The 13,527-nt window shown below is 71.6% G+C and carries 10 protein-coding genes, 1 tRNA gene and 3 pseudogenes; 7 read left to right on the top strand and 7 right to left on the bottom strand.

Features of this window, described 5'->3' with window-relative positions; all coding sequences use genetic code 11:
* Positions 1–7: 7 nt before the first annotated feature.
* Both mnmA and OVA15_RS01625 read right to left on the bottom strand, forming a co-directional pair.
* Positions 8–1,186, bottom strand: coding sequence for a tRNA 2-thiouridine(34) synthase MnmA (mnmA, locus tag OVA15_RS01630; RefSeq protein ID WP_268142673.1), 1,179 nt, complete (start codon positions 1,184–1,186; stop codon positions 8–10).
* A complete protein-coding gene (locus tag OVA15_RS01625; RefSeq protein ID WP_326493252.1) occupies positions 1,084–2,379 on the bottom strand; it encodes a cysteine desulfurase family protein in 1,296 nt (431 codons plus the stop codon). Before OVA15_RS01625 ends, mnmA begins: the two co-directional genes overlap by 103 nt.
* Positions 2,380–2,826: 447 nt before the next feature.
* Here OVA15_RS01625 and folP point away from each other — a divergent pair, with 447 nt between their 5' ends.
* The 4 genes and pseudogenes from folP to OVA15_RS01610 all read left to right on the top strand — a co-directional run bounded on the left by folP (position 2,827) and on the right by OVA15_RS01610 (position 4,791).
* Positions 2,827–3,528 (top strand): dihydropteroate synthase, encoded by a 702-nt coding sequence (gene folP, locus OVA15_RS01620; RefSeq protein WP_326493251.1) that lies wholly within the window; start codon positions 2,827–2,829, stop codon positions 3,526–3,528.
* A pseudogene (locus OVA15_RS13355) lies at positions 3,525–4,118 on the top strand (dihydrofolate reductase family protein); the annotation flags it as partial. The gene folP and the pseudogene OVA15_RS13355, both read left to right, overlap by 4 nt.
* Before the next feature lie 59 nt (positions 4,119–4,177).
* Entirely contained in the window at positions 4,178–4,315 is a 138-nt protein-coding gene (locus OVA15_RS01615; RefSeq protein ID WP_268142671.1) for a hypothetical protein, read from the top strand.
* Between the two features lie 11 nt (positions 4,316–4,326).
* The gene (locus OVA15_RS01610; protein ID WP_024290877.1) at positions 4,327–4,791 is read left to right on the top strand and encodes a tRNA (cytidine(34)-2'-O)-methyltransferase; all 465 of its coding nucleotides are present in this window, start codon (positions 4,327–4,329) and stop codon (positions 4,789–4,791) included.
* Between the two features lie 88 nt (positions 4,792–4,879).
* On the opposite strand, the gene OVA15_RS13190 is transcribed toward OVA15_RS01610, so the two are convergent.
* Positions 4,880–5,272, bottom strand: coding sequence for a PDZ domain-containing protein (locus tag OVA15_RS13190; protein WP_326493299.1), 393 nt, complete (start codon positions 5,270–5,272; stop codon positions 4,880–4,882).
* Here OVA15_RS13190 and OVA15_RS01600 point away from each other — a divergent pair.
* A complete protein-coding gene (locus OVA15_RS01600; RefSeq protein WP_268142667.1) occupies positions 5,234–5,437 on the top strand; it encodes a hypothetical protein in 204 nt (67 codons plus the stop codon). The two genes, OVA15_RS13190 and OVA15_RS01600, sit on opposite strands and share 39 nt — an antisense overlap.
* Here the strand turns inward: OVA15_RS01600 and OVA15_RS01595 are convergent.
* Positions 5,338–6,579: pseudogene (locus OVA15_RS01595) on the bottom strand (S1C family serine protease); the annotation flags it as partial. The gene OVA15_RS01600 and the pseudogene OVA15_RS01595 sit on opposite strands and share 100 nt — an antisense overlap.
* Here OVA15_RS01595 and OVA15_RS13350 point away from each other — a divergent pair.
* A pseudogene (locus tag OVA15_RS13350) lies at positions 6,493–7,233 on the top strand (TPM domain-containing protein); the annotation flags it as partial. The pseudogenes OVA15_RS01595 and OVA15_RS13350 sit on opposite strands and share 87 nt — an antisense overlap.
* 676 nt (positions 7,234–7,909) lie before the next feature.
* Here OVA15_RS13350 and OVA15_RS01585 read toward each other — a convergent pair.
* Positions 7,910–8,650 carry a hypothetical protein gene (locus tag OVA15_RS01585; protein WP_268142664.1) on the bottom strand — a complete coding sequence of 247 codons (741 nt, stop codon included), beginning with the start codon at positions 8,648–8,650 and terminating at the stop codon, positions 7,910–7,912.
* Between the two features lie 398 nt (positions 8,651–9,048).
* On the opposite strand from OVA15_RS01585, the gene OVA15_RS01580 reads away from it, so the two are divergent.
* On the top strand, positions 9,049–9,819 hold the full coding sequence (locus OVA15_RS01580; RefSeq protein WP_053447084.1) for a PspA/IM30 family protein: 771 nt from the start codon (positions 9,049–9,051) through the stop codon (positions 9,817–9,819).
* Between the two features lie 336 nt (positions 9,820–10,155).
* On the opposite strand, the gene OVA15_RS01575 is transcribed toward OVA15_RS01580, so the two are convergent.
* Both OVA15_RS01575 and OVA15_RS01570 read right to left on the bottom strand, forming a co-directional pair.
* Positions 10,156–10,232, bottom strand: a tRNA-Met gene (locus tag OVA15_RS01575).
* A 252-nt stretch (positions 10,233–10,484) separates the two neighbouring features.
* A complete protein-coding gene (locus tag OVA15_RS01570) occupies positions 10,485–13,463 on the bottom strand; it encodes a UPF0182 family membrane protein (RefSeq protein ID WP_442786715.1) in 2,979 nt (992 codons plus the stop codon).
* Positions 13,464–13,527: the final 64 nt, after the last annotated feature.

Genomic DNA, 13,527 nt, shown 5'->3' with positions numbered 1-13,527 from the left:
TCCTAGGTCAGCGGGCGGGCGAGGAGGCCCGGGAAGCGGCCTGGGCGGAGGCGATCGTGGCCTGCCCGAGCACGCGGGTGCCCTGGTAGACGACGGCCGACTGCCCCGGGGCCACCGCGCTCAGGGGCTCGTCGAGCTCGAGCACCAGCTCGGTGCGCAGCTGCCCGTCGTCCTCGGCGTCCTCGAGCCGAGCCTGGCCGGGCAGGGCCTCGCCGTGGGCCCGCACCTGGACCTGGACCTCGATTTCCTCGGAGACCCGGCCCGCGCTGGTCCGGGCATCCTGCTGGAAGCGCTCGAACTCGGGCAAGGGGCGACCGGCCCAGGACAGGCGGATGCCCCGGATCTCGTCGACCGCCAGGTGCTCCCGCGGGCCCACCACGACCTCGTCGGTCTTGGGCCGGATCTCCAGGACGAAGCGGGGCTTGCCGTCGGGGGCCGGAGTGCCCAGGTGCAGGCCCCTGCGCTGGCCGACGGTGTAGGCCAGCGCGCCGTCGTGGCTGCCGAGCTGCCGGCCGTCGTCGTCGACGATCGCCCCGGGACGCATCTCGACCCGTTCGGCCAGCCAGCCGCGGGTGTCGCCGTCGGGGATGAAGCAGATGTCGTGCGAATCCGGCTTGGCGGCCACCGACAGTCCGCGGCGCTGTGCCTCCTCGCGCACGAGCGCCTTGGAGGGAGTGGGCGCCAGCGGGAAGAGGCAGTGGCGCAGCTGCTGCTCGTCGAGCACGCCCAGCACGTAGGACTGGTCCTTCGCGTCCTCGGCGGCCCGGTGCAGCTCGGGGCGGCCGTCGACCTCGATCACGGACGCGTAGTGGCCGGTGCACACGGCGTCGAAGCCCAGTGCCATGGCCTTGTCGAGCAGGGCCTCGAACTTGATCTTCTCGTTGCAGCGCAGGCAGGGGTTCGGGGTGCGCCCGGCGGCGTACTCGCTGATGAAGTCGTCCACCACATCGGCCTGGAAGCGCTCGGAGAAGTCCCACACGTAGAACGGGATGCCCAGCTTCTCGGCCGCCCGCCAGGCGTCGTTCGAGTCCTCCACGGTGCAGCACCCGCGCGAACCCGTGCGCAGCGTGCCGGGCATGCGGTTCAGGGCCAGGTGCACGCCGGTGACGTCGTGCCCGGCCTCGACGGCGCGCGCCGCCGCGACGGCGGAGTCCACTCCCCCGGACATGGCTGCCAGGACGCGCATGGGGATCTCCTCACAGTGCTTCGGGGTGCTCGATGACCGGCGGGACCGCCGGATCGCCCCTCCAGGGTAGCGGTGCGACGGCAGCCGTGTCCGCCCGGAGCCGCACCGGGCTGCCCGACGACGGTCGGGCGCCGGCTCAGGCGCCGGAGAGCCCTGCGGCCAGGGCGCGCGTGGATCTGCGGCAGGGCCGCGACCAGGGCGTCGACGTCGGCCTCGGTGCTGCCCCGCCCCAGGGTGAAGCGCTGGGCGCCTCGGGCCGTGCGCTCATCCAGTCCCATGGCCAGCAGCACCCGCGACGGACGCGGCACCCCGGCTGTGCAGGCAGACCCGGTCGAGGTGGCGAATCCGGCCGCATCCAGCAGGAAGAGCAGGGAGTCGCCCTCGCAGCCGGGGAAGGTGAAATGGATATTGCCGGGAAGGCGCAGCCCGGAGTGAGGCCGATCCAGCGGTCCCCGCAGCACGGCCTGGGGCACGTCCGCCCGGATGCCGTCGATGAGGCGGTCGCGCAGCTGCGCCAGACGCCGCGCCTGCTCCGGCAGATCAGCCGTGGCCTCCCGCACCGCCGCCGCGAACCCGGCCGCACCGGCAGCATCCAGGGTCCCGGGGCGCAGCCCGCGCTGCTGTCCGCCGCCGTGCAGCAGCGGGCGGATCTGCGCTGCGCGCCCCACCACGAGTGCGCCGCTTCCGACCGGGGCGCCGATCTTGTGCCCGGAGACCGCAATCGTGGTCAGCCCGGGCAGCCGCGAGCTGATCGGCAGGGCCCCCAGAGCCTGGACGGCATCCACGTGCAGCGGGACCTGGAACTCGGCGCAGACCTCCGCCAGCTCGGCGATCGGCTGGACGGTGCCGACCTCGTTGTTCGCCCACATCACGGCCACCAGGGCCACCGATCCCGGATCGCGGGCGAGCATCGCCTTCAGCTGGGCGGGATCCGTGCGGCCGAGCTCATCGACCTCCAGCACCTCGAGCTGCGCGCCGCAGTGCTGGGACAGGTGCTCGGCTGGCTCCTGGACCGCAGGATGCTCGATGCTCGAGACGATCACCCGGCGTCGGCTCGGGTCCTGCGCGGTCCGGGCCTCCCACAGCCCCTTCACGGCCAGGTTGTCGGCCTCGGTGCCGCCCGAGGTCAGGATGACCTCGACCGGATCGGTCTCCAGGGCTGCCGCGATCGCGTCCCGGGACTCCTCCAGCACGCGGCGGGCGGCGCCCCGGAGGCGTGCAGCGAGGACGGGTTGCCGCCGCGCAGCAGCTGTTCGTGCACGGCACGGGCTGCGCCGGCAGGACCGGGTGCGTGGCGGCGTGATCGAGGTAGACGGGCCCGGCGGGCTGGGCGGGGGGCTGCGGATCGGACACGCGGCCAGTGTAGGGAGCCGCCCCGACGGGCTACCGTGACCGATGTGACCGCCGCACCGAGCTCCGTGCCCCGAACCCCGCCGACGGGGTGCCCGCCCTGCGGCATCCGGTGCGCAGCCTGGCCGGGCGGCGGATCGACTTCCGCCGCGACCTGCTGGTCATGGGCATCGTCAACCGCACCCCCGACTCGTTCTACGACCGGGGCCGGACCTTCGGGCTCGAGGCCGCCGTGGCCGCCGGGGAGCGCCACGCGCGAGGACGGCGCGGACTGGGTCGACGTCGGCGGCGTGCCCTTCGCCCCGGGCGAGGCCCTGGATCCGAGGGTCGAGGCCGATCGCGTGGTCCCGGTGATCGAGCAGCTGGCGCAGCTGCGCCCCGGTCTGATCCTCTCGGTCGACACCTTCCACGCGTCGGTGGCCGACGCCTGCCTGGCCGCCGGCGCGCACGTGGTCAACGACACCACCGGGCTCTCCGATCCCGAGATGGCCGAGGCGGTCCGCGACCACGACGCCCACGTGATCGTCACCCACTCCCTGACCGGTCCCGGCGGCCCCCGGACACCGGTGCCGAATCCGCGCTACGACGACGTGGTCGCCGAGGTGCGCGAGTTCCTGGCCCGGCGGATCGACCACGCGCTGCAGCACGGCATCGCGGCGGACCGGCTGATCATCGATCCCGGCCACGACCTGCACAAGACCACCGTCCACTCGCTCGAGCTGACCCGGCGCCTGGGCGAGATCACGAGCCTGGGCCATCCCACGCTGGCGGCGGTGTCGAACAAGGACTTCGTGGGCGAATCCCTGGGCCTGCCGCGCGAGCAGCGCCTCGAGGGCTCGCTGGCGGCAGCGGTGGTCTGCGCCCTGAACGGCGCCCGGATCTTCCGCATGCACGAGCCCGCCCAGGCACGCCGGGCGCTGGACATGGCGGCCACGATCATGGGCCTGCGCGAACCCGTCGAGGCCCGGCACAACATGGAAGGACCACGATGACGCATCCCGATGCGCCGGAGGATATCCGCGGACTCGAGCGGGTCTGGCCCGAGCCCGGCTTCCTGAGCCTCGATGAGCTGCGCGAGGACTATGCGCGCACCTGGCCCGATGCCTCCGAGGGCTCCGGGGCCATGATGATCAGCTCGCTCGACGGCTCGGCGGTGCTCGGCGCGGTCTCCGGCGGACTGTCCTCGCCCGCCGATCAGAAGCTCATGGATGTGCAGCGCGGCGTCGTCGACGCCGTGGTGATCGGCGCAGGGACTCTGCGCGAGGAGGGCTACGGGGGCCTGCAGGTCCACGACGATTCCGCCGCCTGGCGCCGAGCCCGCGGCATGAGCGAGCACCCCGTGCTCGTGGTGGTCTCCCGCAGCCTGGACCTCGACCCGGCCTCGGACTTCCTGGCCGAGGCTCCCGTGCGGCCGCTGATCCTGACCGGTGCCGCCTCCTCCGCGCAGCGCAGGAAGGCCCTCGAGCAGGTGGCCGACGTCGAGGTGATCGACGACGGCACCGGCGGCGTTGATCCGCAGGCCGCCCATGAGCTCTTCGCCCGGCGCGGCTGGCAGCGGATCCACAGCGAGGGCGGTCCGACGGTGCTGGCGGCGTGGATGGCTGCGGGGCGGATCTCCGAGCTGCACCTGAGCCTGTCCCCGTGCTCGCCGGCCGGACCCGGGCTGGCCTGCTGGGCGAGGCGATCGACCCGCAGCGCCTCGAGCTGGCCCAGGTGCTGCGCGACGGCTCGATGCTGCTCACGCGCTACCGGGTCCGGAAGGCCGCGCAGCGCCCGTAGACTCTGGGCCCATGGTGCGCATGCTTCTGGTGGAACCCGAGATCCCCGGCAACACGGGCAACGTCATCCGCCTCTCGGCGGTGACGGGTGCCGAGCTGCACCTGGTCGAGCCGCTGGGCTTCGACTTCGACGACGCCAAGCTGCGCCGCGCCGGACTGGACTACCACGACCTCGCGGGCATGCACGTCCACGCCGATCTCGAAGCCGCGTGGGAGGCGCTGCGACCGCAGCGCGTCTTCGCCTTCACCACCACCGGCACGTCCTCCCACACCGCCGTGCAGTGGCGCGACGACGACGTCATGATGTTCGGACGCGAGTCGGTGGGGCTGTCCGAGCAGCACAAGGCGGACCCACACGTGACGCAGGAGATCCGCATCCCCATGCTGCCGGCTCGCCGCTCGCTCAACCTGGCCAACAGCGTCTCGATCGCCGTCTACGAGGCCTGGCGCCAGAACGGCTTCGACGGCGCCGTGTGAGACGGCGAGCCGCCGCTCAGCACCCGAGCGGCGGCTCCGGCGCACCGACCCGGACGAGCGCTGACCTGCCCGGGGCCGGTGCCGCAGATCAGTCGGCGTCCGCCGCGTTGCCGACCGTGACCTCGACGGTCTTCTCCTGGCCGTTGCGCTCGTAGACCAGCTCGCCCTTCCCGCCTGCCGGGACCTCCCGCACAGCGGCGGTGAGCTCATCGGCATCGAGGGTGGTGTGGCCGTTGAAGCTGCGGATGATGTCGCCCTCCTGCAGGCCGGCGTCATCGGCCGGCGAGCCGTCCTCGACGGGGCGCACGAGCGCGCCCTCGAGAAGGTCCGGCTCTCGCCGTCGTCGGCCGCGGCCGCCGAGACCCCGGCGCCCAGGTAGCCGTGGGTGGCCTCGCCGGTGTCGATGATCTCCTGGGCGATGCGCTCGGCCTGATCGATCGGGATGGCGAAGCCGACGCCGATGCTGCCTGCACCGGCGGATTCCTCGCCCGAGGCCGAGGCGATCGCCACGTTGATGCCGACGACCTTCCCGTCCACGTCGACCAGCGCGCCGCCGGAGTTGCCCGGGTTGATGGAGGCGTCGGTCTGGATCACGTTGAGGAACACCGATTCCGTCTGGCCCTGCGAGGAGTCGCCCTGGCCGTAGTCGAAGAAGAAGTCCTGCCAGCCGCCCCCGCCCTGGTCCTCCTCCGAGCTCTCGCCCTCGTCTGGGGTCTCGGGCACGGCGGAGGAGGCCACGGCGATCGTGCGATCGGTGGTGGAGATGATGCCGTCGGTGACCGTGCCGGACAGCCCCAGCGGAGCGCCGATCGCGATCGCGGTATCCCCCACGTTCAGATCGGACGAGCTGCCCAGCTCGGCGGGCACGAGCCCGTCCTCGTCGATCTTGATAACGGCCAGATCGGACAGCGGATCCGTCCCGACGACCTCGGCAGTGGTCACCGTGCCGTCCGAGAGCTGGACCTCGATCGACGGGTCGCTGGACTGCCCGTCCATGGTCACCACGTGGGTGTTGGTGAGGATGTGGCCCTCCTCGTCCAGGATGATCCCCGAACCGGAGCCTGCGCTCTGGCCGTCCGACGAGGAGATCGTCACGACCGAGGGCGAGGCCTTGGCCGCGGCGCCGGTGATCTCCGTGACGGAGTCGGTGTCGTTGACGATCAGCTCGCGCGAGGCCGCCGCTGTGGAGGCGGCGTCCGAGCCGGCGACCGTGTCCACGGCCGCGTAGGTCCCCGCCCCCACCAGGGCGGAGAGGATCAGACCGCCGGCGATCAGACCGGCACCGCCGCGGCGGCGGGTCCGCGCATCGGTGCCGCCGGCCTGGTGCCCCGGGCCGAATCCGGAGCCGGCCTGAGAGCCCGCTGCCTGCGGCTGCTGCGAGTACGGGCTGTGCGGCTCCGGCTGTCCGTACGGGCCTGCCGAGGACGCCTCCGCCTGGGGTCGCGTCGACGAGCCGGAATCCTGCGAGCCGGACGAGTACGGCCCTGCCGTCTGCCGCTGATCGCTCCCCTGCTGCTCAGGGTGCTGCTGCCCGGCGCGGGGATCCTGCCTGACGATCGGCTGCCGGGCCGTGCGCGGGCGTCGCCGTCGGAGCCGGGGGACCGGCTCGTGGGGCCGATGCCCCGGCTGCCATCCGGTGCCGCCGTCTCGGCGGTCGTCCGGACGGGGGTGTCGGCGCCGTTGCTCAAGCCAGTGCTCCTCATGCGAAGTTCTCGTCGATGGATGCGCCCGGACCGTCCGGGAACTGCCCCGGATCGGGCCGCGCAGGCCGGGCCCGCGCACGCGCATCGCGGCCCACAGTACCCAGCGTATGCCTGGAACACCGCTGGGTGTCGGGACGAGACCCCTGGGAGCCGCCTGTCCGAGCTCTGTGCGTCGACTGCCCTGCCCTCGGGGCGTCGCACCGGGCACCTATACTCGCCGGTGAGTGACCGACACCACGTCGCGGATGCCCTCGTCCATCGGATGCTCCGGTGCGCGCCGCACGCGACCGACCCCACGGAGACCATGCCTCAGCACAGCAGCAGGGCCAGCCGCCGATCCGGTGCCGCACAGCGCAGCATCGTCTGCGCCCTCGGGGCCGTCGCTGTGCTCAGCGCGGCCTCCCCGGCCTGGGCGGAGCCGCCGGTCGACCTGCCCAGCGACGAGCGCATCGTCGACGACTCGGGCGTCCTCCAGGATCCCGCCGGGCTCGAGGAGCAGATCGACGAGCTCACCCAGGATGAGGGCATCACGCTCAGCGTCGTGATCGTCGACGAGTTCACAGATGCCGCCTCCGCCGACGAATGGGTCGAGCAGACCTGGCTCGCCAGCGGGATGGGCAGCTCGGATGCCCTGCTGGCGGTGGCCTCCGAAGATCGGGAGGCGCGCTTCCTGGCCGGCGACGGCGGCGGCATCAGCCTCGACGAGCAGGACAGCATCTATCAGGACGAGATCGTCCCCGAGCTGTCCGACGACGACTGGGACGGGGCGGTGGCCGGTGCCGTCGAGGGCCTCGACCAGGCCGCAGGGGGCACCAGCGGCTCCTCCGACAGCGGCGACGGGGGCCTGTCCTTCAGCCCCGTGCTGCTGGTCCTGCTGATCGGCCTGGCCGCGATCTTCGTCCCGTTCGTCCTTCGCGTGGCCCGGCGAGTGAACAGGCAGCGCGCCGGCCAGCGTCAGCAGCAGGGCGAGGCCCGCCAATCGCGCTACGGCGAGTTCGCCGATGTCCCGATCAAGGAGCTGCGCGTCCGCGCCGGGGAGCAGATCGTCGCCGCCGACAACGCGATCCAGCACTCGGAGCAGGAGCTCGAGTTCGCCCGTCTGCAGTACAGCCAGGCGCAGGTCGCCCCCTTCGAGGAGGCGATCCGGCAGGCCAAGGAGCACATGCGGGCCTGCTTCGCGCTGCAGCAGCAGCTCGACGACCACATCCCGGACACCGAGGACGACCAGCGCTCCTGGCTCACGGAGATCATCGGCCGCACGCGGGATGCGCAGCGGCCTCTCGAGGAGCAGAAGGAGGCCTTCGCCGGGCTGCGGCAGCTGGAGACCCGTCTTCCCGAGGCCCTCGCCCAGCTGAAGGAGGAATCGCAGCGCGTCTGTCCGGAGCTCGACGCCGCCGCCGCCCACATCGACCAGCTCAGCACCCGCTACGCGGACTCGGCGCTGCAGCCGCTGCGCGAGGACCTCGGCCAGGCCGCGAGCGCCCGCGCTTCGCGGACGACATGGCGGCAGCGGCCGAGGAGGCCGCCCACAGCGACGACCGCTCGAGCGCCGTCGTGCGGCTGCGCGCCGGCGAGGAGGGCGCCGGCCAGGCCGCCGAGTGCTGCGCTCGATCCGGGAGGCCGCGGACGGGCTGAGCGCGGCGGAGACCGGTCTGCGCGATGCCATGGCCCTTGCCCAGCGCGACATCGCCGAGGCCGAGTCCTATGCGGGCGATGGCTCCCGGCCGGATCTGGCGGCCGCCGCGGCCGGGGTGCGCTCCGTACTCGGGACCATCGACCAGCAGCTGAAGGACCAGCGCATCGACCCCGTCGAGCTGCAGCACCGCCTGGATCTCTCCCGGGATCAGCTCGATCGCACGCTGGGAGGGCTGCGCACCGCCGCCGAGCAGGACCGAGCGCTTCGCGGGCGGCTCAACCAGGCCATCGACTCGGCCCGAACCAGAGTGCAGGCCGCCGAGCGCTACATCTGGGGCAACCGCGGCGGCATCGGCCACGAGGCCCGCACCCGGCTCGCCAACGCCCAGAGCTATCTGGAGCGCGCGCAGGAGCTCGCCCAGTCCGATGCGCAGGCCGCTCTCGATGCGGCGCAGCAGGCCGAGCACCACGCCCAGCAGGCCCTGGACGGCGCCCACACCGACTCTCTCGACTTCTCCCACCGCCGCTCCCCCGGATCCGGCAGCTACGGAGGGGCCGCGCTCGGCGGCATCCTCCTGGGCTCGATCGTCGACGAGGTCATGGACGGCTCGCGCCCGCGGCTCCGGCGGATTCAGCGGCGGAGGCTTCAACGGCGGGTTCAGCGGAGGCTTCGGCGGAGGAGGGTTCGGCGGCGGGTCCTTCGGAGGCGGAGGGGGACGACGCCGTTCGAGCGGGGGCTCCTTCGGAGGCGGCGGGCGCCGCTCCGGCGGAGGCGGCGGACGTCGCAGCTCTGGCGGGAGGTTCTGAGGGCTCCGCCCGAACTCTCAGACAGACTCCCTCTCAGCACTCTTGACCAGCAGGCCGCACCGACCATCAGATTCCCAGCACCATCAGCTCCCCATCCACAGGAGGAACCGACATGTCCAAGCAGTCCATCTTCGGGCGCATCGCCCAGCTCACCCGCGCCAACATCAATGCGCTGATCGACCAGGCCGAGGATCCGCAGAAGATGCTCGATCAGATGGTGCGCGACTACACGGAGAACATCCGCGAGGCGGAGGCCGCCGTCGCCCAGACCATCGGACAGCTGCGGATGCTGGAGCAGGATCACGACGAGGACGTGCGCGAGGCCCAGGAGTGGGGCTCCAAGGCCCTGGCGGCCTCGAGCCGGGCGGATCAGTTCCGCAGCAGCGGCCAGAGCGGCGAGGCCGAGAAGTTCGACAACCTGACCAAGGTCGCCATCCAGCGCCAGATGCAGCACGAGTCCGAGGCGCGCGCGGCCGAGCCGCAGATCCAGGCGCAGACCGAGGTCGTCAACCGCCTCAAGGACGGTCTGAACAAGATGCACGGCAAGCTCCAGGAGCTGTCGAACAAGCGCGATGAGCTCAATGCCCGGCAGAAGACCGTGCAGGCGCAGTCGCAGGTCCAGGATGCGCTCAAGGCCTTCGACGTCATGGATCCCACATCCGAGGTCTCGCGTTTCGAGGACAAGATCCGCCGTGAGGAGGCCCGCGTGATGGGCCAGCAGGAGCTCGCCGCCTCCAGCCTGGACGCCCAGTTCGAGTCACTGGAGGATCTCAGCCAGGAGTCCGAGGTCGAGGCCCGGTTCGCCGCCCTCAAGGCCGGGCGCACCACCGATCACCTCTCCAGCCTGCCCGCGCCCCAGCAGATCGGCGAGATCGAGCACTGAGCCCGCTGGACCCGACGGCCGGCCCGCTCCCCCGAGACACGGGGCCGCGGACCGGCCGTCGGTCTGTCCGCGGCCGATCGGCGCGCGAGGGCCCTGACGAGGGGGCCCTTTCGCCGGGCCGAGCCCCCTGACGGGCAGGCCCCGCTCTCCCCTGCCGTCCGCGGCAGCGAGGAGTCGCTTGTGCAGGGCATCGGCAGGATCAAGCCCTGCACAAGCGACTCCTCGCTGCCGATGCGAGTCTCAAGGTGGGTCCATGCGGGGTTCAAGGTGGGCACAGGGTCCGGGCACAGCAGAAGACCCCCGGAACCGACGGTTCCGGGGGTCTTCTTCACTACGTGGTTGCGGGGGCAAGATTTGAACTTGCGACCTCTGGGTTATGAGCCCAGCGAGCTACCGAACTGCTCCACCCCGCGGCGACAGAGAAAGACTATACGCACTTCCCCGAGCCTTCGCAAACCGAGGGTCGCCCGGCGTTCACGGCCCGTCCACCAGCCTGTCGCCGACTGCCTCACCCGCAGACGCAGGAGGGCCCCGTCGGGGTCGTGCGGTGCACGCCTTCCCGACGGGGCCCTCCTGCGCCTCAGCAGCCGACCGGCTGCCCGATCACTGATCTGCGTTCGGATCCGTGGGACCCGGCGAGGCGCTGGGGTCGATGCCCTCGGCCGTCATGGCCCGCCCCAGGGCGTCGTCGAGACGGTCCTGAGCCTCGCCGTAGGCGGCCCAGTCGCCCTCCTCCATGGCCGTCTGCGAGTCCTCCATGGCATCGGCCGCATCCGACAGCGCCGAGTCCAGGTCGGTGCCGCCGCTCGGGCGGTGGTCTCGCCATCGGCGGGCTGCTCCTCCTCGGCCGGCTGCTCGCCGTCCTGGCCCTCCGCCGCCTCGGCGGCCTCGGCCTCGGTGACGCCCGCGCCGTCGGTCGTCTGAGCGCCCGAATCGCCGCCGAAGACCTGGTCCAGGGCCTCGTCGAGCGTGGGAGCGAATCCGACCTCCTCGCCGAAGCTGACCAGCACGCGCCGCAGAGTGGGATAGCCGGACTCGCCCGAGGAGCGGACGTAGACGGGCTGGATGTACATCATGCCGTCGTTGACCGGCAGGGCCAGCATGTTGCCGTTGATCACCTCGGAGCCGCCCTGGCGCAGCAGGTTCAGGGCGGAGGAGACCTCGGTGTTCGAGTTGAAGTTGTTCTGCGCCTGGCCCGGTCCCGGGACCACGGAGCTGCGGGGCAGCTCGAGCAGCTTCAGGTCTCCGTACTCGTCCGACTTCACGCCGTCCTCGCCGGTGCCGGCATCGCCGTTGGCGGCCAGGTAGCCGTAGAGCACGTTGCGGGAGTTCTCCCCCTCGTTCTGCTGCGGGATGAACGGGGTGGTCAGCTGGAAGCTGGCCTCCGACTCCTCCGGCATCTGCATGGAGAGGTAGTACGGCGGGATGGCCGCGGCGGCGTCGGTCGTGGGGTCGTTCGGGATCGACCAGACGTCGTCGCCGGCGTAGAACGAGCCCGCATCGGTGACGTGGTACCGGTTGAGCAGCTCGCGCTGGACCTTGAAGATGTCCTCCGGGTAGCGCACGTGCTCCATCAGCTCGGCCGACATCTCCGAGTACGGCTTGTACGAGGTCGGGAAGATGCCCTGCCAGGCCTTCAGCACGGGATCCTCCTCGTCCCAGGCGTACAGGTCCACGGAGCCGTCGTACGCATCGACGGTCGCCTTGACCGAGTTGCGCATGTAGTTCGCCTGCTCGCTGGGCAGCGCCGCGGAGGCGCCCTCGGCGGTCGCGGTGTCCTCGGTCGCGTCGTCGAGCTCCATGGGCGTGGAGTACGGGTAGGCGTCCGAGGTCGTGTAGGCGTCCACGATCCACTTGACGCGCCCGTCCACGATGGCCGGGTACGGGTTGCCGTCCACCGTGAGGTACGGGGCGACCTTCTCGACGCGCTCGCGCGGGGTGCGATCGAACAGGACCTGCGAATCGGGCCGCACGGCATCCGAGAACATCAGGTCCGTGGACTGGAACTTGATGGCGTAGGACAGCCGGTTCAGGGGGTTGCCCACGTTGGGGCCGCCCTCGCCGGAGAACGTGGTGCGGACGTCGTCCTCCTCGTCGTCCGAGGTCGACGGGCGATCCAGCTCGAGGTTCGGGTCCTCCTCCGCACCGCCGACGATCGAGTACTCGGGAGACTGCTCGCCGAAGTAGATCCGCGGCTCGTAGTCCTCCGAGATCTCGCCGCCGGCCATGATGCCGCCCTGGATGAACGACGGGGAGCCGTCGGCCTCCACGCGGTCGCCGAAGGCTGCGATCAGGCCGTAGCCGTGCGTGTAGACGACGTGCTGGTTGTACCAGCCGTCGGTCTCGCCCTGGTTGAGCTCGCGGGCGGCCAGAACGGTGTCCTGGACCTGGCCGTCGATCTCGTAGCGGTCCACGTTCAGGGTGGAGGGGAAGGAGTAGTACGGGCGGAACTGCTGCAGCTGCGCGAAGGCCGGGGAGACGACGTTCGGGTCGAGCAGACGGATGTTGGACGTGGTCTCCTCGTAGTCGGCCAGCGCGCCCTCCTGCGTCTGCGTGGTCGCGTCGTAGGCCTGCGTCTCGGTCTGATCCAGGCCGAAGGCGGCGCGAGTGCCGTCGATGTTGCGCTGGATGTACTCGTCCTCCATCTGCTGCTCGGAGGGCAGGACCTGGAAGCGCTGCACGAGCGACGGGTAGATCCCGCCTGCGACCACGGCGACGATCACGAGCATGGCCGTGCCGATCATGGGCAGGCGCCAGCGGCCCATGACGGCCGAGGCGACGAACAGCGCGGCGACGACAAGCGCAGCAGCGGCCAGGATCCCGCGCACCGGGATCACGGCGTTGACGTCCGTGTACATGGCGCCGGTCCAGCTGCCGCCGGTGTTCTGCAGAGTGGCGTAGCGGTCCAGCCAGAAGTTCACGCCCTGCAGCACCAGGAAGGCGGCGGCCGTGACGGCCAGCTGCACGCGGGCCGCGCGGCTGAAGCTCAGTCCGCGCTCGGAGAGGCGGATGGCGCCGTAGAGGTAGTGGACCAGCAGCGCCGCGATGCCGCACAGCAGCAGCGTGGAGGTCAGGAAGCCGATCAGCAGCTGCAGGAACGGCAGGGTGAAGACCCAGAAGGCCAGGTCCATGCCGAACTCGGGGTCGTCCTGCCCGAAAGGGACCTGGTGGAAGAACAGCAGCACGGTCTCCCACTGGGAGGCGATCGTGGAGGCCGTGAACAGCCCGAACAGCACGGGCACCGCGATCATGGCGATCCGGCGCACGGGCTCGAAGGCCTGCTGGTAGCGCCGCAGGTTGTCATCCGTGGCGTCGGCCGCGGTGATCGGCCGGCTGCGGTAGGCCACGCGCATGGAGAGCCACAGCAGAGCAGCCACCAGCGCCGCGGCCACCAGGAACAGCCCCGCGCGGACGATGTTCTGCGTGGCGAACACGTTCAGGTACCCGAGCTGGTCGAACCACAGGATCTCCGTGTACACCTGCGTGAAGGCGACGAACGCGGCGATCAGCGCCACCACGATGATGACGGTCGGCAGCAGGGCTCCGTTGCGCCGGGACTGACGAGCCGCGGGCCCGTCTCCAGCGGGAGTGCTGCCTGCGGGGCCCTTCGGCGGGCGGGGCGGTTCTGCCGGTCCAGCGGTCACGAGATCCTGGGCCTTCCCTGGGGGTAGGAGCGTTCGAGCCGGTCCCGGATGACGCGCTGGTCAG

This window comes from Kocuria sp. SL71, from assembly GCF_026672465.1.
In the GTDB taxonomy this organism is placed as follows: domain Bacteria; phylum Actinomycetota; class Actinomycetes; order Actinomycetales; family Micrococcaceae; genus Kocuria; species Kocuria palustris.
The sequence above is the reverse complement of the archived record's forward strand: the minus strand, read 5'-3'. Positions and strand labels throughout refer to the sequence as shown.